We start from the raw sequence: 24,908 nt of genomic DNA on the forward strand, positions 1-24,908 counted from the left end.
CGGGCCTCATTGATCGATGACGACAAGGGGCTTAAGCCCCTTGCCCCGATGATGACTGGTGCTTGGCAAGTACCCTAAGTTACTGCTCAGAGATTGCCTAGGCTAGAGATAGGAATTTTTCATAAATGCGATAGGTTTTGTAGATTTTGCCGCCGGCCGCTTCGATCAAACGGCGCGATCGGGAATTGTCCTCGTAAACCCAACCTAACTCAGAGGTGCGGTAGGGTTTGCCCTTTTGCTGACAAGCTCGCAATCCCAAATAAATCAAGGCCAAGGGAACCAATTTGCGTTGATATTCCGGCAAAGAACAAATGGCAACCACCCGCCCCCGATCGATTTGCCGCCGATACCAAAGAAACTTTAACGTTCCCCACCAGTTCAGCTTGCCTTTCACTTCCTTGAGCGGGATGTTGTAGTCTGGCAAGCCCATGAAAAATCCCACTGCTTTTCCGTCCACTTCTGCAATCAAAACCACATCGGGATCAACCAATTGTTGGAGCGATCGCGCTTCTTCCAAAAACTCTTCTTCGGTGCGTGGCGTAGAACTCCAATTTCCTGAAAAAGCTTCGGTGAATAGACGATATAAAATCCTGGCATCTCGCTCAAAGGCTTCACCCTTGGTTTCAATGGAGCGGAAGCTCACGCCGGATTTGGTGGCAATTTTATAGGCTTTTTCAAACTCAGTGGGTAAGGGGCGATCGAGCGGATATTCATAGGCATAGGCATCTTTTGCTTTGCTGAATCCCCCTTGCTCCACCAATTCAGGATAGTAAGAAGGGTTGTAGGGCATCATCACCATGGGTGGGGAATCAAACCCATCAATCAGCATCAAGCAATTATTGTGGGTAGACAGATCAATGGGGCCGCGAACTTTGGTCATGCCCTGTGCTTTTAACCAAGTTTCAGCAGCCGTAAACAACCCTTGGGCCACACTGAAATCATTGATGGTTTCAAAATAGCCAAATAGCCCGATCGCTTCCCCTTCCTTTTCCACCAATCGTTGATTCACCGTGGCCACAATCCGCCCCACCGGTTCAGGATTCAAGGCCACAAAAGCCTGTAATTGACCATAGGTGCGGAATGAATTCTCCGGTGACAATTGCCGAGCGATGCTGCTGCGTAGGGGGGCAACCCAATAGGGATCCTGGTGATAGACCCGATCGGGCACATCTAAAAACTGTTCCAAATCAGCCGGCGTATTGACGGGGCGAATTTCCAAAGCACACATAGCAGCAAGACCAGACGATGGGAACGGGCGTGAACACCGGACTTAGGGCCGGCTGATTAACTTCTGCATTGTAGGCCCTGGTTTCGGGTCGAATCGCCCGAGGGAATCTCGCGAATCTGGGGAGGAACCGAGGAAATCGCGCCAGCTTTGCACGAGCGATCGCATTGGATCGCTTAACCAGTCGTCAAAGGCGGGGTAAATCGGTAACCGGGGGCGCAGTTGTCCGCCCGCTGCGGCCACCCAGTCGGTGAGTTGGGCCAGGCTCGGGTGTTCATAGGTGGGGTTCACCTCATCGATCGGGCAAATTCCCCCCAGGTCGCTTGCCCCCAGTTCGATCGCCCGTTGCAGCAATTCCGCTGTTTTCAATAGATTGGGCGGCACTTGAATCGCAATTTCCGGTGGTAACAGTTCCCGGGCGATCGCCACCGTTTCCAGCAACAGGGCCGCCGAACAGGCCTCCCCTTCCCAGACTTGATCCCGACCGGGGCTGTGGGGTTGCACGATTACTTCTTGGATGTGGCCGTACTGGCGATGAGCTTGCCCGATCGCTCGCAAGCTGTCCAGGCGATCGGCTTCGGTTTCGCCAATCCCAATTAATAGACCCGTGGTGAAGGGAATCTGTAACTCCCCCGCTTGGGCCAGTTGCGCCAACCGTCGGGATGGATCCTTGCTGGGGGCGTGACGATGGACGGTTTGGGCCAGGGCAGGACTCACCTGCTCAATCATTAAGCCCATCGAAACATTCACCGTTTTCAGATAAGCCATCTCTTCGCGATCGAGCGGCCCCACATTGGCATGGGGCAAAAACCCTTCCAGCAGTGCCAACCGACAGAGGGACTCAATGCGCCGAATCCAGGCTGATCGCCGGGGACTGCGGGGATGCACCTCCCCACTCAGAATCAGAATCTCAATCGGCCCGGAGCTGGGGGGGCTGGTCGGGGCGATCGGGAATTGCCCCGATTGTGGTTTGTAACAATCCCGCAATGGATTGGTGAGTGATCGAAGCTTAACTGTTGCTTCTGCCAGGCCCAGCCAGCGATCGGCCCCCGGCTCCACCCGAAAATTACAGTACTGACAGCGGTTGAAACATTCATAGGTGGGAACCAGCGTGTAGGCAGCGCTGTAGGTTACCAGAGACCCCAAAGGCTGACGGGTACGGCAATCCGCCTCTGTGCGATCGGCCATGGCCCTTGACCTCAAACGTTAAGGAAAATGGAATTTGTGTAAATCATCGTCAAAACCTCTTTACAAAACTAAACACAGCGGTTAATCTATATTCACGTGGGAAACAAAACCCGCCAAATCATTCTTCTACAAAGCAATTCATCCAACCATGACTGCAACCCTGCAACAGCGCCAAGGCGCTTCCGTGTGGGATCAGTTCTGCGAGTGGGTAACCAGCACCAACAACCGCCTGTACGTGGGCTGGTTTGGTGTCCTGATGATCCCCACCCTGCTGGCTGCCACCATCTGCTACGTTATCGCTTTCATCGGCGCTCCCCCGGTTGACATCGACGGCATTCGCGAACCCGTGGCTGGTTCGCTGCTGTACGGGAACAACATCATCTCTGGTGCTGTGATCCCCTCGTCGAACGCCATCGGTTTGCACTTCTACCCCATCTGGGAAGCTGCTTCCTTGGATGAGTGGTTGTACAACGGTGGTCCTTACCAACTGGTTGTGTTCCACTTCCTGATCGGCGTGTTCTGCTACATGGGCCGTGAGTGGGAACTGAGCTACCGCCTCGGTATGCGTCCTTGGATCTGCGTGGCTTACAGCGCTCCTGTTGCTGCTGCTACCGCTGTGTTCCTGATCTACCCGATCGGTCAAGGTTCGTTCTCTGACGGTATGCCTTTGGGCATCTCGGGCACCTTCAACTTCATGTTGGTGTTCCAAGCTGAGCACAACATCCTGATGCACCCCTTCCACATGCTGGGCGTTGCTGGTGTGTTCGGTGGCTCGCTGTTCTCCGCAATGCACGGTTCCTTGGTGACCAGCTCGCTGGTTAAGGAAACCACTGAAGTTGAGTCGCAAAACTACGGCTACAAGTTCGGTCAAGAGGAAGAAACCTACAACATCGTTGCAGCTCACGGCTACTTCGGTCGCTTGATCTTCCAATACGCTTCGTTCAACAACAGCCGCTCGCTGCACTTCTTCCTGGGTGCTTGGCCGGTTGTGGGTATCTGGTTCACCGCCCTGGGCGTGAGCACGATGGCATTCAACCTGAACGGCTTCAACTTCAACCAATCGGTTGTTGACTCGCAAGGTCACGTGATCGGCACCTGGGCTGATGTGATCAACCGCGCCAACCTGGGTATGGAAGTGATGCACGAGCGTAATGCTCACAACTTCCCGCTGGATCTGGCTGCTGGTGAAGCTGCTCCCGTAGCTCTGCAAGCTCCCGCAATCAACGGTTAATTCTGAAGGTTGTGAGTGCCTGCTAGCCTGAGCAAATCAGTCTAAGCGACACAGTGGAGGGGGGACGATCTTGAATCGTCTCCCCTCTTGCTATTGGTGATCCTGAGAAACTCATGCGGGCAGTGATCCGCAGGATCCAGAACGGTTGGAATCGCCCGATAATTGGGTTATGGGTACTGGTTTTGCGGCGGCTCCCGGGGAATTCGTAGGAATTCAAGATTTGAGGAATTGAAGGTTTATGTTGCTCGATCGCCCAGAAATGCATAGCGAATCTGACGTGGCGGTGGCGGAAGCGAAAGCGGCTGCAATTCCCACCTATGACGTAGCGATCGTTGGGGGTGGAATTGTGGGCTTGGTGGTGGCCTGTGGGTTGCGCCAAACGGGGTTGAAAGTGGCGATCATTGAAGCCCTAACCCAGGCCACGGCAGCAAAACAAGCCCAGACCTATGCCTTTTCCCTGTCTTCGGCCAAAATTTTCCAGGGATTGGGCCTGTGGGATCAGGTGCGATCGAGTCTGGAACCCTTCCGGCGCATTCGGCTTTCCGATTGTGATTGGCCCGATGTGGTGGAATTTTGGCCCCAAGATGCGGGAATGCAGACGGAGTTGGGCTATGTGGCGGCCCACAATACCCTGCTGGAAGCCTTGCAAGGGGCTGTGAATCGATCGCCCCATTGCACTTGGATTGGCCCAGCCACGGCCACCGTTTTGGACTACGGGGCCGATTGGGCTGAGTTGGTGATTGCGCCCAATGGCGAGGGGGTGACGGTTCCGTCGCGACTGCGGGCCAAACTGGTGGTGGCGGCGGACGGGGCCCGATCTCCCCTGCGGGAAGCGGCCGGCATTCCCAGACGCGGTTGGGCCTATTGGCAATCCTGCATTGTGGCCGCCGTCAAGGCTGAACAGCATCACCAAAACATTGCCTACGAGCGGTTTCAGACCAGCGGCCCCTTCGCGATTTTGCCCTTGGGGGATGTTTGTCGTTTGGTGTGGACGGCTCCCCACGCGGAAGCCCAGGCGATGTTGGCGTTGGATGACCCAGCATTTTTGCGGGCCCTGAGCCAACGGTTTGGCCCCCAGATGGGGCAATTGGAATTGGTGGGCGATCGCTATCTATTTCCGGTGCGGTTGATGCAGTGCGATCGCTACGTGGGGCATCGGTTGGCCCTGGCGGGGGATGCGGCCCACTGTTGCCATCCGGTGGGGGGACAAGGTTTGAACATGGGCATTCGCGACGCGGCGGCCCTGGTGGATGTGATCCAAGGGGCGATCGCCCGGGGTGAAGACTTTGGGCAAGTGGCGGTGCTGCGGCGCTACGATCGCTGGCGGCGTTGGGGCAATTGGGTGATCCTGGCGTTCACCGATTTGCTCGATCGACTCTTTTCTACCCAACTGTGGCCCGTGGTTTGGGTGCGACGGCTGGGCTTGGCGGCCCTCAAGCGGGTTCCGCCCCTGAAGTCCCTGGCCCTGAGGTTGATGACAGGACTGCTGGGGAAAATGCCGAGCTTGGGTCGCCTGGCGGATTCCAACCCTTGAGCGTTGGGCGATCGCCCCGCGTCAATTGGTGGTTACAGATGGTGGTTACAGACGTGCGATCGCAAATTCACTGATCGCAAATTCACTGATCGCAAATTCACTGATCGCAAACTGGCAAGCTGCTAGCCTAACCAGGCGGCCGGTGCGGGCCGAGCGGTCGATCGACCGGCGGGCCGCACCTCGTAAAGCTTGCCTTCATTCAGTTGCAAAACTCGGTGATGACTGCGCCGCACCCACAACTCATCATGGGTCGTGACGATCGTGGTTGCTCCCAATTCGTTGAGCCGCTCCAAGATCGCAATGATCTGTTGGGAGTTGTCGCCGTCGAGGTTGCCGGTGGGTTCATCGGCCAAAATTAAGGGGGGCGTGCTGACAATTGCCCGGGCAATGCTGGCCCGTTGCTGTTCGCCGCCGGAGAGTTGTTCGGGGAAGTGGTCTGCCTTGTGCAGCAGCCCCACCAACCGCAGGGCGGGCGTGAGACGACGGCGAATTTCCGCCTGGGGATAGCCCTGGGCCAACAAAACGAAGGCAATATTTTCGGCTACGGTGCGGCGGGGAATGAGTTTGTAATCTTGAAAAACGATGCCGATTTTGCGCCGCAGGAGCGCCAGTTGATTGCGATTGAGATCGCTAACCCGTTGCCCATCGATGATCACTTCGCCCCGATCGACCAGTTCTTCGCCATAGAGCAGCTTCAGCAGGGTAGACTTGCCCGCGCCGGAGGGGCCCGTAATCATCAAAAATTCGCCGCGATCGACCCGTAAATTAGCCCCCAACAGGCCGCGCTGACTGCGGTTATAGATTTTCACCACCTCGCGCAATTGCACGATCGCCGCCGCATTCGACCTCACACCAGCCATGGCCGTTCTGTCCTTTGTGGAGGGTGGGGGTCGTCAGGATGCCAAGCTTGGGCCACTGGGCCCGCAATCGCCTGAATCGATCGCCCTGTTCCACCCAATTGTTCGTTCTTGTTCGTTATGAGTTTAACCGCCGATCTCCTTTCCACCATCCCCGGCCAACCGTTGGCGGGTTTAGCGCGAGCCGATCGCCTGTGGCAACAACTCCGGGGGCTGGATGATCAGGGGGTCAAACCCCCCATTTCGGTGATTTACGAATCTTCACAAAATCTGGCGGCCGATCCTGACAACTGGCCGCCGGCCGATCCTGACAACTGGCCGCCGGCCGATGCCCTCAGGGTTGATTTGGTGGTGCTGGGGGGAACCTTGGGGATTGTGATGGCCACGGCCCTGGCCCAGGCCGGTTGGCGCGTGGTGTTGATGGAACGGGGACAACTGCAAGGGCGAGATCAGGAATGGAATATTTCCCGATCGGAATTGGCCGTTTTGGTTGAACGGGGGCTGTTGACAGCGGCGGAACTGGAGCGGGCGATCGCCTCGGAATTTAATCCCGTGCGGATTTCCTTTGCGGGTGGCCAGGAGCGATGGGTGCGGGATGTGCTGAATCTGGGAGTCAGTCCCGCCATTTTGGTCGCCCAATTGCGGCAAAAATTCTTGGCCGCTGGGGGCATCCTGCTGGAGCAAACCCAGTTTGTTTCCTTGACCGTGCAGCCCGATCGGGTTTGGGTGCAGGGGCGATCGCTCCTGGGCGGCCCCACCGGAGCCACCGGAGCCGGGGGCAACGCTGCCTATGGGGATTGGGTCACCGCCCATCAGGCTACGGTCACGATCGGGGCGCGGCTGGTGTTGGATGCCATGGGGCATCAGTCCCCGATTGTTCGGCAAACTCGCGGCCCCGCCAAACCCGATGGTGTTTGTCTGGTGGTGGGCACTTGCGCCACGGGCTATCCTACCAACGACAGCGCTGATCTCATTGCCACGACCACCGGCATTCAGGACGATCGCCAATATTTTTGGGAAGCGTTCCCCGCCCAAGCGGGCCGCACCACCTATCTGTTTTGTTATGGGGATGCCCACCCCAGCCGTCCCAGTTTGCACGACTTGTTTGAGGACTACTTCCGGCTGTTGCCCGCCTACCAAAACTTGCCTTCCCTGGAGGGGTTGCAATTTCAGCGGGCCCTGTTTGGTTTTTTCCCTGCCTTTCGCCAAAGCCCTTTGCAACCAACGGTCGATCGCCTGCTGTTTATTGGTGATAGCAGCGGTTTGCAATCCCCCCTCAGTTTTGGCGGCTTTGGGGCCCTGTTGCGCCACCTCGATCGGCTCTTGGATGGCATCACCAACGCCCTGCAAACCGATCGGCTCGATCGGGCCCACCTGAGCCTGTTGCTGCCCTATCAACCGAATCTTTCCGTTACCTGGTTATTTCAGCAGGCCATGCGCGTGGCTGTGGGGCAACAGTTACCGAGCGATCGAATCAATCGATTGTTGGATGCGGTGTTTGGGGAAATGGCCGCAGCGGGCGATCGGGTACTGCGGCCCTTCCTGCAAGACGTGGTGCAATTTCCCGCCCTTTCCATTGCCCTGGCCCGTGTGGCGATCGCCCATCCGGCCTTGGTGGCTCAACTCATTCCCCAACTGGGCTTGCCTGCCTTGTTGGATTGGATGCGGCATTATCTCGCCTTGGGGCTATATCACGCGGGTGATCGCCTGGCCTTGCCCGCTCGTGAACCGGTGCGATCGGCTTGGCGCTACGGTTCTGGCAACGATTGGCATTCCTAACGGTTGGTTAATACTTGGCTAGTTAATACTTGGCTAGTTAATGCTGGGTTAGTTAATGCTTGGCTAGTTCATTCTGAATTGGTGAATTCTCAGGGACTTAACTGGTTGTTGAACCCTCAGTTTCCAGGGATTCTGAACGAACCACAGGAGCACGACTATCCCCACCCGTTCCGTGGGCAACCCCTGCGATCGGGATGGGGGGCTGCTTCAGCGGTAGCCGAATCATAAAGGTTGTTCCTTGTCCCGGCTGCGAGCAACAGGTTAGGGATCCATGGTGTTTTTCCGCAATAATTTGGTAGCTAATCGATAGGCCAATTCCTGTGCCTTTGCCAATGGGTTTAGTAGTGAAGAAAGGGTCAAAAATCTTCGCCTGAATGGCTGGGGGAATTCCAGAACCATTATCAGTAATGGCAATTTCTACCGTGTCTGTGTTGATTGGTGAGTTTGATAATTGGGATGAGTCAGATTTCACTAGTTTGGTTGTAATTTGCAGCCGATTGGAATTTGCTTCAATCTCCGGAAAGTCCCAACGGGCTGTGCGCTCTTCCAATGCATCGATCGCATTAGCCAATAAATTCATCAAAACTTGATTGAGCGGCCCTGGATAGCAATCCACCAACGGAAGATCTCCCAACTGGGTTGCAACCTGGATGGCGGGTCGTTGCGAGTTGGCCTTCAAGCGGTGATTTAAAAGTGCCAAGGTGCTTTCAATTCCCTCATTAACTTGGAAGGGTTGATGCATTCCTTGATCGGATCGGGAAAAGTTGCGCAATGAAAGAACCAGTTGGCGGATGCGTTCAGTGCCCAAGGTCATGGAACCAAGGATTTTGCCTAGATCTTCCTCAATGAATGCCAGTTCTTCAGCATCAAAATCAGCCTCACTTTCTAAGTCAGAAAGATACTGCGATCGCACGTTTTGGGGAATGACTTGCACGATCGATTGATATTGATGAATCAGACTAATGAGGTCTGTGGTGTAGTTTTTAATGTGATCAAGGTTGCCATAAATGAAATTCACAGGATTATTAATTTCGTGGGCAATGCCTGCCAGCATCTGCCCGAGTCCCGACATTTTTTCGCTCTGAACCAGTTGAATTTGAGCTTGCTGCAACTGATCTAAAGCCGCCGTCCGCTCGGCCACGGTTTGTTGAAGAAATTGATTCGCTGATTCCAAAGACTGAAAAGACTGTTGAACCTGCTTAGACATTCGCTCAAAGGAGAAGGACAAAAATTCCAACTCATCCATCCTGTGGGGCGATCGACTAGATTTTGATTGCTCCAAATCTTGCGCTGCATTGGATTCTGAAGTCAATAATCCTGCACTATTTTGTACTAAGGTTGAGATCTCCAATGAAGAATAGGTCTCTGATGAATTTCCAAATAAGCTTCCATTTGAATTCTCGAGAAAATGGCGAGATTCCTTCATGGAAGAATTACTGGAAAAATCACTAATCAATAGATCATTGCACTTGGAAACGATGGGCTGTAAGCGACGATTAAGATATTGCACAGCAGCATAAACCACAAAAGCCAATACCAGAGCGGCAATGGCTGCGCCGATCAGGACTGTGCGCCAAATGGGATATTTAACGACCGATTCTGGGACAACAGCGACCGCGATCCAGTTCGTGCTAGGGACTCGTTGATAGGCTAAGAACTGGCCTTCCATGTAAGCCATACCCACGGGGCGCGACTGTAGAATCAGCCAAGCTTCGCGAAATAATGCAAAGTCATAGTAATCGGTGGTGACTTTTGTAAACTTAAAATTGGGCGGTGGAACGAGCAATTTTCCTTCTTGACTGAAAACTGCAAAATACCCTTCGCCACGGGTAACGGTTCTTTTTAATTTCTGAGCTAGGGCTGAGATATTCACATCAGCGCCTGCAATACCCAATAGTTGGCGGCGGTCATTATAAAAAGGACTATAGAAGGTGGTCATTTTAATACCTGACCACTCATAAGGCTCTAGCCAAACATCACCTCGGGCTGCGATCGCGGCTTTCCAGTAATCGCGCGTTGGATAATTATCATCGGTGTAAATTTCTGAATAGCGCACATGCTGGTAAGGCGCAGGGAGGCGGTGACCCACCATGCCCGAGCTGCCTTGATCGACATAAAAGTAGGGATAAAACCAAGGGCGATCGCGCACAATTTGGTAGGCATCTTGACCGAAAAAAACCGCCATGGTTAAGTCAGGGCGGCTTTTAAAAAACTCAAAAACTAATTGTTTATAGGATTCGGCATCCTGAATACCGGCTTGTTGATTGGCTCTGACGGCTGAGCCGATCGCCTTAACATAGGCTTGGGAGTTGGTGAGCTGTCCATTGATGACTTGTACCTGAGCATTCAAGGTGTCTTGGATTTGGTCGATCGACTTACTTTCCAGCGATCGATAAAAAATTCCTGCCATGCTGCCAATGCCCACCAGCGCCCCACCAAGAACACTCATAAAAAGGCGCGCACTGACCGATCGAACCGGCCAAGAAAATCCCAATTGATATCGATAGTCAATAGGCATAGGACTAGCATTTGCTGTTAAACCTTACCCCTGTTATATAGCGGTCTTAGAACAGAAAATCATGAGATTTCAACAATAAAACTTTACACTCTCCACAATATTTCAGAGGTAATCATTCTGCAAAATTCCCCCAAAATCCCATGATTCCAAGGATTCAGGAGATGATCTATCTTGGGATGACGTAAGGAAAATTTGAGAATTTTCAATCACTGAACCGCTTCGAGAACTCAATTCCGTCAATGGCTAAGTGTGTTATTTGATACCAGCAGGCAAATGAATAATAAATTGAGTACCTTGATTGGGTTGAGAGCGACAGAAAATTTTCCCTTGGTGTCGCTCCGTAATAACTTGATAGCTAATTGACAGTCCCAAGCCTGTGCCTTTGCCAACGGGTTTTGTGGTGAAAAATGGATCGAAAATCCTTGCCTGCACGGATTCTGGAATGCCGGGGCCATTATCAGCAATGCTGATTTCAACCACATTTTCACTAGCGATAAACTGGGTGGTAATTTCAATTCGGCTAGGATTAGCCTCAATTTCCGCCTCGCTCCAACCGGCTGTTTTTTGCTCCAAGGCATCGATCGCATTAACCAGCAAATTCATAAACACCTGATTCAGCGGGCCTGGATAGCATTCCACAGGTGGCAAATCGCCATATTTTGTGATTACTTCAATGGCTGGATGATCAGACGTTGCTTTCAAACGATGTTTGAGCAACAGCAAGGTGCTTTCAATGCCATGGTGCAAATTGGTGACACAATCTTTGGTTTGATCAGTTCTGGAAAATGTGCGCAGGGATAAAACTAGCTGCCGAATTCGATCGGTGCCCACGGTCATCGAATCCAAAATTTTAATCAAGTCAGCTTGAATAAACGCCAGCTCTTCAAAGTCGATCGAGGCTTGACCGTTGGATGGGCTGGCTTGACCGGCATGAATTGCATAGACTTGCGTTGTGGCTTGGAGTAATTCGTGAACATAGTCCCGCACATAATCTAAGTTGCCATGAATAAAATTCACGGGATTATTAATTTCATGGGCAATTCCTGCCAAAAGTTGCCCCAACCCTGACATTTTTTCGCTTTGAATCAGTTGTAATTGCGTTTGTTGCAATTGGTTTAGGGCCTCGCTGCGGTCTTGAACGGTGGCTTGCAGGGTTTGGTTGGTTTCGGCCAAAGATTGCAAAGTTGCCTCCACTTTGGCAGCCATTTGATCAAAGGAATGACATAAAAAAGTCAGCTCATCCATGTGCTGCCGGTCGCGAACCGCAAAAGCGAAGACGGCCTCTGAAGTGGTGGCTTTTGGGGTGGCCATGGGCATGATTTTCTCCGTGGCCACCAAGGTATCGCATTTTTCTAAAATCGGCTTAAGTTGGCGATTGAGACGGCGCACAAAACCCAATACGGCGATCGCTAGCAGAATGGCGGCAATGCTGACACTGATGATTAAAATGCGCCAAAGGGGCCCCAACACTACATCACTGGGAACAATGGCGATCGCAATCCAGTTGGCACTGGGAATTCGCTCATAGGCAATGATTTGATCTTGGTGATAAATAATATCGGAATTTTTGCTCTGCAAGATGGGCCACAGTTCGCGCAAGAGTGGCAAATCTCGATAGCTGGAATTGGCTTGAAGAGACTTGCGCTTCGGTGGGTAAGCCAGTAATTTGCCAGATCTGCTGAGGATGGCAAAATAGCCTTCATCGTTGATGACGGATCGATCGACTCGTTTGCTGAGTTCGGTCACGCTGAAATCTGTTCCTGCCACACCAACTAGGTTTTTTTGACTGTCATAGAAGGGAACTAAGTAGCTGGTCATGACAATATTTGACCACTCATAGGGTTCTATCCAAATTCCCTTTTGATTACCCACAGGAATTCGCCAGTAATGTTGGTCAGGATATTGATCGTCTTTATACAACTCTGAGTAAATCCAGTCGGAGTGGGGAGGTGGTAGGCGCTCACCGATCGGATTGGGCTGACCTTGATCGACATAAAAATATGGATAAAACCACTGACGATCACGCAAAACCTGAAAGGCATTTTGGCCGAAGCCTACTCCCAACACTAAGCTGGGACGTTGTTTGAAAAATTCTAAAGTTAGTTGCTTATAGAATTCTGGATCTTGAATATTTCGATCGCGATTGGTCAAAACAGCCGCCGACAGAATTTCAATGTAGCGCTGCGACTCTAATAGTTGCCCTCGGGTAAATTCAACTTGGGCGTTCAGTTCCGCACGAATTCGCCCAAGGGATTCCCGTTCAATGGAGCGATAAAAGACGGCGGCCATGGTTCCCAAGGCCACGAGGGCCCCACCCAAAACGTAGAGAAAAAGTTGGGTGCTGATGGATCGAACAAGCAGGCGATCTCGTAATCTCTGGAGCCACTTGGCCAGCATAGGGATCAATAGTTGGAAAGAGCAGTGAGTTGCGAAGGGGATGCGCTCTGGGCTTGGCTTTGGTGACTAACAATTGTGGCTATTCCTCAGGAAATTAAGGGACTCTTGAGGTATTTGCTAGGACTAAATGGGCTTCATTTGGAGGAAATGGGATGGAGGATGATCAGGATCGGCTTCTTAATTGATTGGAGATCCGTTTTTAGCTATAAATAATTGCAATTGAGTGCTGATTCTTGATCTGCCAGTGCCCCTATTTTGACATCTTCTTTTCAGAATTTTAAGTAATCGATGAAACGGTGGGGATTGGGCGATCGCCCCGATCGTAGCCTTTGGAGCTTTACGGATTCCAAGGGCAACCAACCGGATTCCTTGACTGAATGATTTGGGGAAGCAGACCTGTGGATGGGTGGCCGGAAGCGATCAAGATGAACAGTACGATCGCCCCCAAACAGGTTAAAAGGGGTGAGAATGTATTGTGCAAAACAATTTCTCGTTTCTTTCGCCATGACGTTTGCGCCCCCAGTTCAGCACCATGTTTTTCCCAATGGTTTGACGGCAATTGCGATCGAAAATCCGGCAGCGGACATTGTGGCGGCTCGTATCTTCATTAAGGCTGGGAGTCTGTGGGAGGCGCGATCGAAAGCGGGGCTAGCCAACTTGGTGGCAGCGGTGATGACGAAGGGCACGGAACGCCTGTCATCGATGGAAATTGCGGAGCGGGTGGAATCGATTGGGGCTAGCTTGGGCACGGATGCCAGCACCGATTACTTTCTGGTTAGCCTCAAGAGTGTGTCCCACGATTTTGTGGATCTGCTGTCCTTGGCGGGAGAGTTGTTGCGATCGCCCGCGTTTCCGGAGTCGGAGGTGGAACTGGAGCGATCGCTGATGTTGCAGGGGATTCGTTCCCAACGCGAGCAGCCGTTTTCCCTGGGGTTTGATCAACTGCGCCAAGTGCTGTATGGGCCAGAGCATCCCTATGCGTTTTCACCATTGGGCACGGAAACCACCACGGGACAACTGACCCCAGCGGATTTGCAGGCGTTTCATCAAACCTACTTCCAGCCCGATCGGGTGACGATCGCGGTGTCCGGTTGCCTGAGCACCCAGGAAGCTTTGAAAGCGATCGAAGCAGTGTTTGGCGATTGGCAGGTGAGCGATCAAGTCATTGTGGAGCCGCAGTTTCCGCCCTTGCCCAACACCATTGAGCAACGGGCGATCGCCCAGGAAACTCAGCAGGCGATCGTCATGTTGGGTTATGGGGCCGCATCGGTGTTGGGAACGGATTCAACCGCAACCGAGCAACAACATCACCCGGACTATGCGGCGCTGAAGTTGGCCAGCACCTATTTGGGCAATGGCCTTTCGAGTCGCCTATTTGTGGAGCTGCGGGAAAAACGCGGCTTGGCCTATGAAGTTTCGGCCCTCTATCCCACTCGCTTGGGCCCGTCGCACTTTGTGGTTTACATGGGCACTGCGCCTCAGAATGTGCCCGAGGCGATCACCGGGTTGCAATCGGAGGTGGAACGCTTGATTCATCACCCGATCGAAGCGGCAGAGTTAACCGCCGCCAAAAATAAGCTCTTGGGTCAATACGCCCTGGGTAAGCAAACCAACGCCCAGTTGGCTCAACTCTATGGTTGGTATGAGGTGTTGGGCTTGGGTCGCGAGTTCGATCGCACCTTTCAAACCGCGATCGCCCAAGTGAGTGCCCAAGATATTCAAACGGTGGCCGATCGCTACTTTGCCGCACCGCACATGGTTTTGACGGGCCCCGCCGCCGCCGTGGAGCCGGCCCTGTTGGTGACCCCCTAAGTGCAGCCAGCGAGCACCAAAACAGGCCAAAGCCAAAAAGTCCCAAGAAAATCAGAAAATTAGGGGCAAGGAACTTCAGCCCCTTGCCCTTGTTCTTGACCTTTTAGTGGTTTTAGCTGTTGATTAACCCTTCCACTTCACCTTCGGCAAAATTTCCGAGTTGTCCACCCGCCCCTTGTATTTCACCGCGAAGTTCAACAGGGAATCCAGCAGCGAATCGGACAGGTAGTGTGGTTGCAAGCCCAAATCCAGCAGATTGGTGTTCTTGGCATTGAAGTAATGTTCTTCGGCTTCGACGCGGGGGTTTTCGATGTTGTTGATTTCCACCTTCAGACCCATGGCCGCGCTGGCCTCTTGGACTTTCTTGGCCAAGTCCAAAACGCTGAACAGTTCCGTGAATTGGTTGAACACTCGGAATTCACCGGGTTTGGCAGGCGTTTCGATCGCCAGCTCCACGCAGCGCACCGTATCGCGAATGTCCAGGAAACTGCGGGTTTGGCCGCCCTTGCCATACACCGTCAACGGATGGCCCACGGCGGCCTGAATACAGAAGCGGTTAAGTGCTGTGCCGAACACGCCGTCATAGTCCAACCGGTTGATCAGCAATTCGTCCATGCCGGTTTGGTCGGTCAACACGCCGTAAACCACCCCTTGGTTGAGGTCGGTGGCCCGCAGACCCCAAACCCGACAGGCAAAGTGGATGTTGTGGGAGTCGTGGACTTTCGAGAGGTGATAGAAACTGCCGGGTTGCTTGGGATAGGGCAGGGTATCTTTGCGACCGTTGTGCTCGATCGTGATGTAGCCCTCTTCGATGTCGATGTTGGGCGTGCCATATTCGCCCATGGTGCCCAGCTTGACTAAGTGACAGTCGGGGAACTTCTCACGAATGATGTAGAGCAGGTTGAGGGTTCCGACAACGTTGTTGGTTTGGGTCAACACGGCATGTTCGCGATCGATCATCGAGAACGGAGCCGATCGCTGTTCCCCAAAGTGAACGATCGCCTCAGGTTGAAACTCGGTCAGAGCCTGATCCAGGAAAGCATAGTTGGTGATGTCGCCAACGTAGAGGTCAATGTGTTTGCCGGTCAGGTCTTTCCACCGTTGGATGCGCTGCTTGATCGGGGCGATGGGGGTCAGGGTGTCAATTTGCAGTTGTTGATCCCAGTGCCGACGAACCAGGCTGTCCAGGATGCCAACTTCATGACCGCGATCGGACAGGTATAGAGCCGTTGCCCAACCGCAGTAACCATCACCGCCAATGACGAGGACTCTCATAACTTCTTGGAGCTAGCGCTTGCCGATTGTTTCGCTCAATCTATCAGGGTTTGGTTAAATTTAGGCCTTCCACTGAAGGATGGGCGCTGGATCCCGATTGATCCTGATAGGCTCCTGATGGGCTGGGCGTTTCGAGCACTAAGATCTTGCTTTCGAGTTCTGATTGGTTGCGGGTTGGTTGTCGGTGGATCGTTGATTGATCGTTGTATTGATCAGCGATTGATCGCTGACTGATCAGCGGTTGCCGGTTTGTGATTATTTGCAAATATTTTCTAGGCAGGTACTTTCTGCAAGTCCTTGCTGCAAACCGATGGCTCAAAACAAGTCCACTTGCCAATGGCGGAACCCATCCACAATGCCCAAGAGGCCAGGATGGGGACTGCGGTAGAGGGTGGGTCGATCGCCCAATGCCGCCAGCAGCTTGGGTTCACTGTTGCCCACGGCGATCGCTCGGTAGCCCGCCGCCAACAGGTTCAAATCATTGAGGCTGTCTCCGGCGGTGATGATTCGATCGCCCGGCCAGCGCTCCAGCTTGGCCAGTCGTTGCAGGGTAGATCCCTTGGCAACGCCCTTGGGCATCACATCCAAATAGCGATCGGCGGACATAATCACATCAAAACCGGCCGCCTGGATCAGGTTCAGCGTAGCTTGCCGCAATAATTGCGGGTCGTAGTCATAGGACACGCGGTAGGCAAATTCCCCGCGCTGCAACGAGAGACCTGGCTCCCCCGCCAGCAAGCGCTTGACCCGATCGTTCGCGCAATTCCAGCGATTGGCGATTTCCGTTTGGATGGTTTCGATCGGGCGGCCCTGACCGTCATAGACCGTTGTGCCCACATCGCCAATCACAAAATCCGGTTGGGGCACTGGGCAATCGCCCGACCACAGCGGTTCAATGAGCTGCCAATGGCGACCGGTCACGAAAACCAAAATCAGCCGATCGCGCTGTTGTTCAATCCGTTGATAAAACGCAGCGCGATCGGCCTGGGAGCCGTGCAGAAAGGTTCCGTCCAAATCCGTCGCCAGCACCCAACGGGGCGCGGTCGTTGCAAAAACCATAGATCACCAGTCCCCCACCGATGCGATCAATCCCTGGGCATTGTACCAAGGCGTTTCCTGCTTCCTGGGGGAGATGGGTTCCTGGCTGGGCTATGCGCCAACGGCTTCCTTGGCGGCATAGAGCACTTCAGCGGTAATTTGCGTCAGCCCCCGATCGCGCGCAAATTTTTCCGTATTGCGCTTCACCTTGCCCCGCACAAAACCCGGCACACGGTTCAACTCCGTCAGCCCATCGCGACTCCAATTCAGCTCCGAATCCGTGGAAACAGACTTGGTAATCACTTCCTTGGTGTCGTGGCCGCCAAAGATTTCCAGCAAATGATCTTCCATGCCCAAGGTGAAGGAGTTATACACCAAATCCACCACCTGATTGGCTCCCTCGTAGCCCAAATAGGGTCGATAGCCAACGGGGAAATTCTGAATATGAACCGGAGCCGCAATGACACCACAAGGGATATCTAATCGCTTGCCCACGTGGCGCTCCATTTGCGTGCCAAAGATGGCGGCCGGTTCAATTTCCGCGATCGCGTTGGCCACTTGGGTATGGTCATCGGTAATTAAAACCCGATCGCAATATTCACTGACCTGATCCCGGAACCAATCGGCATCATACTGACAGTAAGTGCCCGCCAAAACCACCTGAATTCCCATTTCCCGGGCCAGGATTTTGGTCATGGCCGCCGCGTGGGTATTGTCACCAAACACCACGGCTTTTTTACCCGTTAGATTTTGACAATCGATCGAACGAGTGAACCAAGCGGCTTGCGAAGCAAATCGGGTTTGCTCATCAATAAACCCTTCATAGTTCACCGGCTCGCCCTGGCTGTTCAGCACGGCTTGGATCGATCGAATGCAGCGGGCCGTTTCCACAATCCCCATCGGCGTGATATCCACAAGCGGCATCTGAAATTCCGTTTGCAAATATTGCGCCGTCAGCCCGCCAATTTCACGGTAAGGAACCAAATTAAACCAAGCCCGGGGCAACTGTTTCAGTTCCTCCACCGAAGCCCCATCGGGAATCACCGCATTCACTGTAATTCCCAAATCTGCCATCAATCGCTTCAGTTCTGTGCAATCGTGGCGGTTATGAAATCCCAGCGTGGTCACTCCCAAAATATTCACCGAAGGGCGATCGGTCTTTTGGGTTTGCAAATCACCCACTTTGCGGGCTTTTTCAATGTAGAACTTGACGATTTGCTGAAGGGTCTGATCCGCCGCTTGTAATTCGTTCACGCGGTAGTGATTCACATCAGCAAAGAGCACATCGCCCCTAGCATCCAACTGGGCCCGTGCCACAAAATTTTGCAAATCCTCTTGCAAAATGCTCGAAGTGCAAGTGGGAGTCAGCACAATTAAATCGGGCGCTTCTTCTCGATCTTTGCGAACAATATTATCAACAACTTTTTCTTGGGAGCCTTGGGCCAAAACGTTGCGATCGACCACGCTGGTGGTGACGGGGGTATAGTCTCGCTCCCGTTCCAGCATCGATCGCATCACATTGAAATAGTCGTCCCCCAGTGGGGCGTGCATGATGGCATGGACTTTTTGAAAAGAACTGGCAATCCGCAACGTTCCAATGTGAGCCGGCCCGGCATACATCCAATAGGCTAATTTCATCTGCTGCTCAACTTGGGCCCAATAGCCCGACGCATTGACGTTGAATCAGGTCTAAATTTGCATCTAAATCTAAGCCCAAGTTTGATTCTCGCAGACGAATAATTGATCCCCGCTAAACATGAAGCATTGCAACGTAAACAAAAATCTGCAAGTGTTGCGAGACCTAACAACCCTTGCAGACGAATGAATGGCGTTTGCCTTGTTTGGGATTGGCTTTTCGAGAATTAACCCTGTTTTGGCTTTGTCTTCTTTTGAACAAACTTGAATTCAATTGGACGCTGGAGCCAATTGGGCTGGAGGCAATTTAGGGTTGCAGAGCCGAAGCGATCGCCCAACCTGGCGCTTAAACCGAAGCTGTGTCGGCCACGGTTTCCACGGCGCGATCGTCCTGGGCCGGCAATTCCAGACAGTAACCCGCACCATAAACGGTTTTGATGTAGCGCGGATGGCGGGGATCGGGTTCTAACTTGGTGCGCAAATGTCGCACGTGAACTCGAATGGTTTCAATGTCATCGTTGGGATCGTAACCCCAAACTTCCTTGAGAATTTCGCTGGGGGCAACGGTTTGGCCGTGGCGCTGCAACAGGCAATGCAACAGCTCAAATTCCAGGTGAGTGAGCTTAACAGTTTTGTCAAACCAAATGGCCTCAAACCGTTCAGGAACCAGGGTTAAGGGGCCGTAGCTCAGGATTTCGCTATGTTTGGCGGCTTGGGGAATGCGATCGGTGCGTCGCAACAGGGCCCGCACCCGCGCCAACATTTCTTCCACTTCAAAGGGCTTGGTTAAGTAATCGTCTGCCCCTGCATTGAAGCCTTCAACTTTATGTTGTGTTTGCCCCAGCGCTGTCAGCATCAGCACTGGAATATCGGCGGTGCGTTCATCGCGTCGCAGCCGCTGACAAACGGTGAACCCATCAACCTTGGGCAACATAATGTCCAACAAGATCAAGTCGGGCATGAGTTGGAGCGCTAGGGCTTGGCCCTTGATGCCATCGGTGGTTTGGTTCACGTCATAGCCGGCCATTTCTAGGTTGACGGATACCAGTTCGGAAATGGCTGGATCGTCGTCAATAACGAGAATGCGCGGCATGGCCTTTGGCTCCGAAAAACGTGCGATCGGGGACAGGCAACCAACTGCATATCCCTGATCGGATTATAAAGCGGCTGAGAAGAAGGCTGGAAAATCACTATTTTGTTTTAGCAATCGTTCGCAACTGACGGTAACAGTTCGCAATATTGCCATGATTCGCAATCGGGCTGGGGCTAACCGGGCCGGGGCTAATCGGGCTGTGGCGTGGCTGCTGTGGCTGCTGCTCGATCGCCCCCATGCCGGCCGCTTGGGGGTTTAGGAATTGCAAAGATTAGGGATTACAAGGATTAGGGACTGAGATGAACTTGGCCGAGGATCGCTCGCAGGCGATCGTAATCATCCTTGAGCAGAACGCTGAGGGCGCGGCCCGCCTGCACCAACCAGGGCCGATCGCCCTGTCGCAGCCGATAAACCTCCCGTAGCGTGGCGGCAATCAACGCATCGGTGGGCGTGCCGCTCATTTGCAACAAAGTCCGCAAAAAGTCCATTTTGGCCGTGAATTCCACCACCTCTTGGCGATCGCACCCATACACCGCCTGGTGAATTTGGGGTGGGCGAGGGGGCAAATGTTGATAGATCGGGCCGTTGATCAGTTTGGCCCCCGCTTGCAGGAGGTTGGCGATCGCCCCTGGGTTCACGCCTTCTGTCCCGATCGCGTCGGGATTCAATGACTCCAGCGGCACAAACCCCACGATCGCCACCCGAAACTCCGTGCGCAACATGGAAAAAATCTGCGGCTGCTGTTCGCGCAAATCTTCCAAGGACAGCCCCAAGGCCTGGGCCCGGTGTACGGAGTCGATCGGGGCGGTGGTGGCGTGATAAACCACCCCATAGATCTGATTGCCGGAATCCTCATCGCGCGATCGCACCCAACTGCCAAAGGGCGGCATGGTCGGAAAACTAAGGGTTTCTGGCTCCAAACATTGGGCCAAATATTCCGTCGTGGCCGTTTCAATCACTTCCGCCAGGTGATGGGACGGGCGATCACGCTGGGCAAATTGCGGCAGGGGTAAACGCATAACCGAACCAAAGCGGGGCTAAGGGGAGCAAGGGTTAGGGGCTTGACGGCCTTGAACCAATGCGTTACTTTTTGCCGCGACCAGCCGTGGCATCCACCGTCTCCAGTTCCGAGAACCGGAAGGTGACCAATTTATCCCAGTTGCCGCCCTCAAACAGCACGGCCACTTTGCCATCGGTCACGCGCTGCACTTGACCTTGAAACTGATAGTAGGTGTCGTTGGGGTTAATGACACGGACTGCGGAACCGGGCAGGATCATAGGATTAGCCTGAACTCAACAGGGACTGGGATTGGCTTGGGAATTAGGGCTTGGGGCCCCGGGGGCAGTCAACCGATGCCCAGCCCTTACGATAGCGTGCGATCGAGCTGCTTTGATCGCCCAATCCCGCCCGATCGCCCCCAAAATTTTTGATATCCCCAATCAGTTGAACGGTTGAATATGGCTGAATCCTGTGCCCCGCGTCTTTAGCTGGCCAGCACCAAGTTATCCCGATGCACCACCGTTTCCGGCGCATCATGCCCCAAAATTGCGGCAATTTCGTCCGATCGCTTGCCACAGATTTTCTCCAGCGCCTCATGGCTGAAATTCACCAGGCCGCGAGCCACCTCCCGCCCTTCCAAATCACAGAGCTGCACCGCATCTTGGGGTTGAAACTCCCCTTCCAAATCCCGAACTCCCGCTGCTAACAGGGATCCACCGCCCGTGCAGATGGCCCGCACCGCCCCGGAGTCGAGATAAAGCTTGCCCGCTGGAATCAGGCCATGGGCGATCCACCGCTTGCGGGCGCTGGTGGCCTGGGGTTGGGGGGCAAACTGCGTGCCAATATCCGCCCCCTCCAAGATTTTCAACAAGTTACGCGGTTGGCTGCCGTCCGTGATCACCACGCGAACCCCGGCACTGGTGCCAATTTGGGCGGCGGTGATTTTGGTGGCCATGCCGCCGGTTCCCCACTGGGAGCCACGGCCGCCAATGTCCAGCTCCAACGCCTCCAAATCAGACATTTGCTCCACCAGGCGAATGGGTTCCGCATCGGGATTTTGGCGCGGGTCGGCGGAATAGAGCCGATCGACATCCGTGAGCAAAAACAGCCACTCCGCTTCCACCAAGCTGGCCACCAAGGCCGAAAGGGTGTCGTTATCGCCAAATTTCAACTCGTCCACGGCCACCGTATCGTTTTCATTGACGATCGGGATGGCTCCCATCCGCAGCAGTTCTTGAAAGGTGCTGTAGGCGTTGATGTAGCGACTGCGCTGGGCCAAGTCTCCCCGAGTCAGCAACACTTGGGCGATCGGCTGGTCAAACTGACTAAACAGATCGTCATAGACCCGCATCAGTCGCCCTTGGCCCACGGCGGCCACGGCCTGTTTCTGGGCGATCGCCTTGGGCCGTTCCGTCAGCCCCAACCGCGCACAGCCCACCCCCACCGCTCCCGACGACACCAGCACCACGGGATAGCCCCGATCGCGCAGATCACAAATCACTTCCACCAGCGTGGCGATCGTGGACAAGGCCAGCCGGCCGCTGTCCGGTTGGGTCAAGCTGGAAGTGCCAATTTTCAAGACGATCGGGCGCATAACTAACCACCACTTCTGGAAGGGTTGCAAGGGGCAACCAATTATCAAACCAGCGAATGGCCCCAGTGGCCCAGGCTGTGGCCCCAGGGCGATCGAGGTTGATGGGGATCAAACAGTTGAGGTATGGGGGTAATGCGTGGGGCTAATTCTGGGCGATCGACTCGCCTTCGTGCGGATCCCCCACCGGAATGCTTGAGATTACCGCGAGACCTCCGCCCCCGATCCCGACCCAGATCCTGGGCGAAACGGCGATCTCAAGCACCGTGATCCCAAAAACCCTGAGCAACAGGGCCCCAAAACAGCAGGGCCAAAAACAAAGTGCCGGGATCCGGAGACCCCAGCACTTTGAGTGTTTAAAAAAGTTGGTTTTATGGTTAGGGTCTTTATTGGCTGACCCCATTTGAACTGTTATTAGAATCGCAGATTTTTGGGATGGCGTTTTATTTCCTTATATTTTTTTTATATTTGTTTCTTCATAAAAGTTAATCAAAAAGGCGAGATTTTGTATTCTAGCAAGCGATATATCACGGGATCAGTATCTTTTCTTTAAAAAATGTTTCAGCCATAGCGGCAACTTGATAGAGAAATCCCCCCCGGTCAGAAAACGAAGACGATTTGAATAAAAACTGTATCGGGATTGACAAAAAATTATTAAGCGCCCTATTCCCTAGATTTTCACCATGAATCTGTGCGTTACACCGCAAATTGCAACGATTAATGATGGCAAAAACCATGACTAATCGCTCCTAAAGTTAGCCCCCAAATCCTCGGATTGGATTCCGAATCTTTGGGGGCGGTTGTCAATGGTGCTCTGTTGGTTTTTTGGGGCCAAGACTGCTTAATTGTGTGCTCATCTATTCAGGTGGGATCCACCCAGTCGAGATCCATGAGCACCGGCCATTTTTAACTCAATCTCAGAATGACTTCGAGTTGGCCATTGATTGAGTTAGCTGGTGGGGCGATCGGGCGAGGAGGTCGCTGTGGGCAGGGGCGAAGGATCGCGATAGAACGATGCGCCAATCAGTTTTGAGAGCCACACTTCGAGGGAGTGAATCGGGTAGCCCCGATGGGCCGACAGGGGATTCACCATCGGTTGCACCAACACGGTGAACAGCCCCAGACGGTTACCGGCTAACACATCGGTGAACAGGCGATCGCCCACCATGGCCACCCGCTCCGGCGGCAGTTGCATTTCTTGGAGCGCTTGGCGCAACTTGCGGCGAGAGGGTTTGGCGGCTCCGGTGAAGTAGGGCAAGTCGAGCGATCGGGCAATGCTGCCAATTCGCGACTCGCTCAGGTTGTTGCTGGCCAGCCACAGTTGCACATGGGGCCGCACCGCTTGGATCCAGGTCACCAGTTCCGGTGAAACCGCGTCGGTGGTGGTGGGAACCAGGGTGTCATCCACATCCAGAATCAAGCCCTGCAAACCGTGCTGCACAATCACTTCCGGCGTGAGGGCCAAAATGCAGTCGCCTAGGATTAAGTCGGGCTGAAGCAGGACACCAAACGTCACGGGAACCTCACAAACTTGTGGCGATCGAACTGAGCAGCGAAACGGAGCAGCGAAACGGAGCGGCAAACTGATGAAGGGGCGATCATCAGGGCGATCGGGGCGATTGTGTCTAGGGGCTGGGGCTGGCCGCCGGTTGAGGGGTCGATCGAGTCCTGGCGTTGCGCTCGGCCCGAATGCGCTTCACAGCGGCTTCGTGTTCCGCCAAGGTTTTGCTAAACACATGGGTTCCGTCATACCGTGCCACAAAGAACACATAGTCTGTTTTGGCCGGAGCCAAGGTGGCCTCTAGGCTGGCCTTACCCGGTGCGGCGATCGGCCCCGGCGGTAACCCAGGATTGAGATAGGTATTGTAGGGCGAAGGCTGGCGAATATCCGTGAAAGTCAGAGGGCGATCAGGTGTTTGCCGAATTTTCAGGGCATATTCCACCGTTGGATCTGATTCTAGCTTTTGCCCCCGATTCAGCCGATTGCTAAACACCCCCGCAATCACCGATCGCTCCTGGGGAATCACCGCCTCTTTTTCTACAATGCTGGAAAGCGTCACCCACCCCAACAAATCCAGCTTGGTTTGGCCGCGATTTTGGTTCCACAGGGGCAAAGCCACCTTCTCGAAGCGATCGAGCATGGAATCAATCACCGCCTGCGGGGTAATCGTGTCTCCCGGAAACTGGTAAGTATCCGGAAAAAGAAACCCTTCCAAGGACGTAATTCGCTGGGGCAGCCAGGGGTAGCGATCGCGCGGAATTTTTTGCGTGAGGGCCAAAAACTCCTCCGCCCGAAACACCCCTTGGGACTGGAAATAGTCGGCCATTTGCCGCACTGTCCAGCCCTCCGGAATCGTCAGGCTCTGTTGAATGGTCTTGCCCTGCCAAAGTTGCTGGGCAACGTCCGTCATCGGGGCCGTGGGTAATAGTTCATAGGTTCCCGCCTGGAAGCCGCCATTGTCGTCATTCCAAGTCAGCCATCGGGCCCACAGTTCCCAAGCCGCGCTGGAGCGAATAATCCCCAACCGTTCCAGATCGCGGCCAATTTGCCGGGCGCTGGTTCCCCGTTCAATTTGCACTTGTACTGCTTTCATGGCGGTGTCGCCCTGGGCCAAGTCCATGGGACGGTTGGCCCAGCTCCACCATTGCCATCCTTGCCAAGCACCAACCAAGGCCGCCGTGGGCACGAGGAGAGTAAATATCACGCGACCCAATCGTTGCATGGCTCGATCGAA

General features: G+C 53.9%; 18 protein-coding genes. 4 read left to right on the top strand and 14 right to left on the bottom strand.

Annotated elements, in window-relative coordinates; genetic code table 11:
• Positions 1 to 97: 97 nt before the first annotated feature.
• Entirely contained in the window at positions 98 to 1,228 is a 1,131-nt protein-coding gene (locus H6G52_RS03420; RefSeq protein WP_099532635.1) for a GNAT family N-acetyltransferase, read from the bottom strand.
• Between the two features lie 42 nt (positions 1,229 to 1,270).
• On the bottom strand, positions 1,271 to 2,413 hold the full coding sequence (gene cofG / locus H6G52_RS03425) for a 7,8-didemethyl-8-hydroxy-5-deazariboflavin synthase subunit CofG (RefSeq protein ID WP_190526448.1): 1,143 nt from the start codon (positions 2,411 to 2,413) through the stop codon (positions 1,271 to 1,273).
• A 148-nt stretch (positions 2,414 to 2,561) separates the two neighbouring features.
• Here cofG and psbA point away from each other — a divergent pair, with 148 nt between their 5' ends.
• Both psbA and H6G52_RS03435 read left to right on the top strand, forming a co-directional pair.
• Positions 2,562 to 3,644, top strand: a complete 1,083-nt coding sequence (gene psbA / locus H6G52_RS03430; RefSeq protein WP_099532637.1) for a photosystem II q(b) protein — start codon at positions 2,562 to 2,564, stop codon at positions 3,642 to 3,644.
• Between the two features lie 259 nt (positions 3,645 to 3,903).
• Positions 3,904 to 5,178, top strand: a complete 1,275-nt coding sequence (locus H6G52_RS03435) for an FAD-dependent hydroxylase (RefSeq protein ID WP_190526450.1) — start codon at positions 3,904 to 3,906, stop codon at positions 5,176 to 5,178.
• A gap of 122 nt (positions 5,179 to 5,300) precedes the next feature.
• Here H6G52_RS03435 and ftsE read toward each other — a convergent pair whose 3' ends face one another.
• Positions 5,301 to 6,038, bottom strand: a complete 738-nt coding sequence (ftsE, locus tag H6G52_RS03440; protein WP_099532638.1) for a cell division ATP-binding protein FtsE — start codon at positions 6,036 to 6,038, stop codon at positions 5,301 to 5,303.
• 117 nt (positions 6,039 to 6,155) lie between these two features.
• On the opposite strand from ftsE, the gene H6G52_RS03445 reads away from it, so the two are divergent.
• On the top strand, positions 6,156 to 7,814 hold the full coding sequence (locus H6G52_RS03445; RefSeq protein ID WP_190526452.1) for an NAD(P)/FAD-dependent oxidoreductase: 1,659 nt from the start codon (positions 6,156 to 6,158) through the stop codon (positions 7,812 to 7,814).
• 97 nt (positions 7,815 to 7,911) lie between these two features.
• Here H6G52_RS03445 and H6G52_RS18985 read toward each other — a convergent pair whose 3' ends face one another.
• Entirely contained in the window at positions 7,912 to 9,963 is a 2,052-nt protein-coding gene (locus H6G52_RS18985) for an ATP-binding protein (RefSeq protein WP_370567662.1), read from the bottom strand.
• Between the two features lie 621 nt (positions 9,964 to 10,584).
• Entirely contained in the window at positions 10,585 to 12,729 is a 2,145-nt protein-coding gene (locus H6G52_RS03455) for an ATP-binding protein (RefSeq protein WP_190526456.1), read from the bottom strand.
• Positions 12,730 to 13,233: 504 nt separating this feature from the next.
• On the opposite strand from H6G52_RS03455, the gene H6G52_RS03460 reads away from it, so the two are divergent.
• A complete protein-coding gene (locus H6G52_RS03460) occupies positions 13,234 to 14,541 on the top strand; it encodes a pitrilysin family protein (protein ID WP_190526458.1) in 1,308 nt (435 codons plus the stop codon).
• Positions 14,542 to 14,664: 123 nt separating this feature from the next.
• On the opposite strand, the gene H6G52_RS03465 is transcribed toward H6G52_RS03460, so the two are convergent.
• The 9 genes from H6G52_RS03465 to mltG all read right to left on the bottom strand — a co-directional run bounded on the left by H6G52_RS03465 (position 14,665) and on the right by mltG (position 24,896).
• Positions 14,665 to 15,816 carry an NAD-dependent epimerase/dehydratase family protein gene (locus H6G52_RS03465; RefSeq protein WP_099532643.1) on the bottom strand — a complete coding sequence of 384 codons (1,152 nt, stop codon included), beginning with the start codon at positions 15,814 to 15,816 and terminating at the stop codon, positions 14,665 to 14,667.
• A gap of 315 nt (positions 15,817 to 16,131) precedes the next feature.
• Entirely contained in the window at positions 16,132 to 16,875 is a 744-nt protein-coding gene (locus H6G52_RS03470) for an HAD-IIB family hydrolase (protein WP_190526460.1), read from the bottom strand.
• Positions 16,876 to 16,965: 90 nt separating this feature from the next.
• A complete protein-coding gene (bchB, locus tag H6G52_RS03475; protein ID WP_190526462.1) occupies positions 16,966 to 18,492 on the bottom strand; it encodes a ferredoxin:protochlorophyllide reductase (ATP-dependent) subunit B in 1,527 nt (508 codons plus the stop codon).
• 343 nt (positions 18,493 to 18,835) lie between these two features.
• Complete coding sequence (locus H6G52_RS03480) at positions 18,836 to 19,582, bottom strand: response regulator transcription factor (protein WP_099532646.1); 747 nt, start codon at positions 19,580 to 19,582, stop codon at positions 18,836 to 18,838.
• Positions 19,583 to 19,869: 287 nt separating this feature from the next.
• On the bottom strand, positions 19,870 to 20,601 hold the full coding sequence (locus H6G52_RS03485; RefSeq protein WP_190353460.1) for an HAS-barrel domain-containing protein: 732 nt from the start codon (positions 20,599 to 20,601) through the stop codon (positions 19,870 to 19,872).
• 64 nt (positions 20,602 to 20,665) lie between these two features.
• Entirely contained in the window at positions 20,666 to 20,860 is a 195-nt protein-coding gene (locus tag H6G52_RS03490) for an NAD(P)H dehydrogenase subunit NdhS (protein ID WP_099532648.1), read from the bottom strand.
• Between the two features lie 206 nt (positions 20,861 to 21,066).
• Positions 21,067 to 22,176, bottom strand: coding sequence for a glutamate 5-kinase (gene proB, locus H6G52_RS03495; protein WP_190526631.1), 1,110 nt, complete (start codon positions 22,174 to 22,176; stop codon positions 21,067 to 21,069).
• A gap of 946 nt (positions 22,177 to 23,122) precedes the next feature.
• Positions 23,123 to 23,689: a YqeG family HAD IIIA-type phosphatase gene (locus tag H6G52_RS03500; RefSeq protein WP_190353457.1), complete on the bottom strand. Its 567-nt coding sequence runs from the start codon at positions 23,687 to 23,689 to the stop codon at positions 23,123 to 23,125.
• A 109-nt stretch (positions 23,690 to 23,798) separates the two neighbouring features.
• Entirely contained in the window at positions 23,799 to 24,896 is a 1,098-nt protein-coding gene (gene mltG, locus H6G52_RS03505; RefSeq protein WP_190353456.1) for an endolytic transglycosylase MltG, read from the bottom strand.
• Positions 24,897 to 24,908: the final 12 nt, after the last annotated feature.

Source organism: Limnothrix sp. FACHB-881 (assembly GCF_014698135.1).
Lineage (GTDB): Bacteria > Cyanobacteriota > Cyanobacteriia > CACIAM-69d > CACIAM-69d > CACIAM-69d.

Excerpts from the sequence above, each read along its gene's own strand:
- H6G52_RS03435 (WP_190526450.1), top strand. The coding sequence starts at position 3,904 with ATGCATAGCGAATCTGACGTGGCGGTGGCGGAAGCGAAAGCGGCTGCA.
- H6G52_RS03490 (WP_099532648.1), bottom strand. The coding sequence starts at position 20,860 with ATGATCCTGCCCGGTTCCGCAGTCCGTGTCATTAACCCCAACGACACC.
- H6G52_RS03420 (WP_099532635.1), bottom strand. The coding sequence starts at position 1,228 with ATGTGTGCTTTGGAAATTCGCCCCGTCAATACGCCGGCTGATTTGGAA.
- H6G52_RS03470 (WP_190526460.1), bottom strand. The coding sequence starts at position 16,875 with ATGGTTTTTGCAACGACCGCGCCCCGTTGGGTGCTGGCGACGGATTTG.
- mltG (WP_190353456.1), bottom strand. The coding sequence starts at position 24,896 with ATGCAACGATTGGGTCGCGTGATATTTACTCTCCTCGTGCCCACGGCG.
- H6G52_RS03465 (WP_099532643.1), bottom strand. The coding sequence starts at position 15,816 with ATGAGAGTCCTCGTCATTGGCGGTGATGGTTACTGCGGTTGGGCAACG.
- ftsE (WP_099532638.1), bottom strand. The coding sequence starts at position 6,038 with ATGGCTGGTGTGAGGTCGAATGCGGCGGCGATCGTGCAATTGCGCGAG.
- H6G52_RS03455 (WP_190526456.1), bottom strand. The coding sequence starts at position 12,729 with ATGCTGGCCAAGTGGCTCCAGAGATTACGAGATCGCCTGCTTGTTCGA.
- cofG (WP_190526448.1), bottom strand. The coding sequence starts at position 2,413 with ATGGCCGATCGCACAGAGGCGGATTGCCGTACCCGTCAGCCTTTGGGG.
- proB (WP_190526631.1), bottom strand. The coding sequence starts at position 22,176 with ATGCGCCCGATCGTCTTGAAAATTGGCACTTCCAGCTTGACCCAACCG.
- H6G52_RS03460 (WP_190526458.1), top strand. The coding sequence starts at position 13,234 with ATGACGTTTGCGCCCCCAGTTCAGCACCATGTTTTTCCCAATGGTTTG.
- H6G52_RS03480 (WP_099532646.1), bottom strand. The coding sequence starts at position 19,582 with ATGCCGCGCATTCTCGTTATTGACGACGATCCAGCCATTTCCGAACTG.
- psbA (WP_099532637.1), top strand. The coding sequence starts at position 2,562 with ATGACTGCAACCCTGCAACAGCGCCAAGGCGCTTCCGTGTGGGATCAG.
- H6G52_RS03485 (WP_190353460.1), bottom strand. The coding sequence starts at position 20,601 with ATGCGTTTACCCCTGCCGCAATTTGCCCAGCGTGATCGCCCGTCCCAT.
- bchB (WP_190526462.1), bottom strand. The coding sequence starts at position 18,492 with ATGAAATTAGCCTATTGGATGTATGCCGGGCCGGCTCACATTGGAACG.
- H6G52_RS03445 (WP_190526452.1), top strand. The coding sequence starts at position 6,156 with ATGAGTTTAACCGCCGATCTCCTTTCCACCATCCCCGGCCAACCGTTG.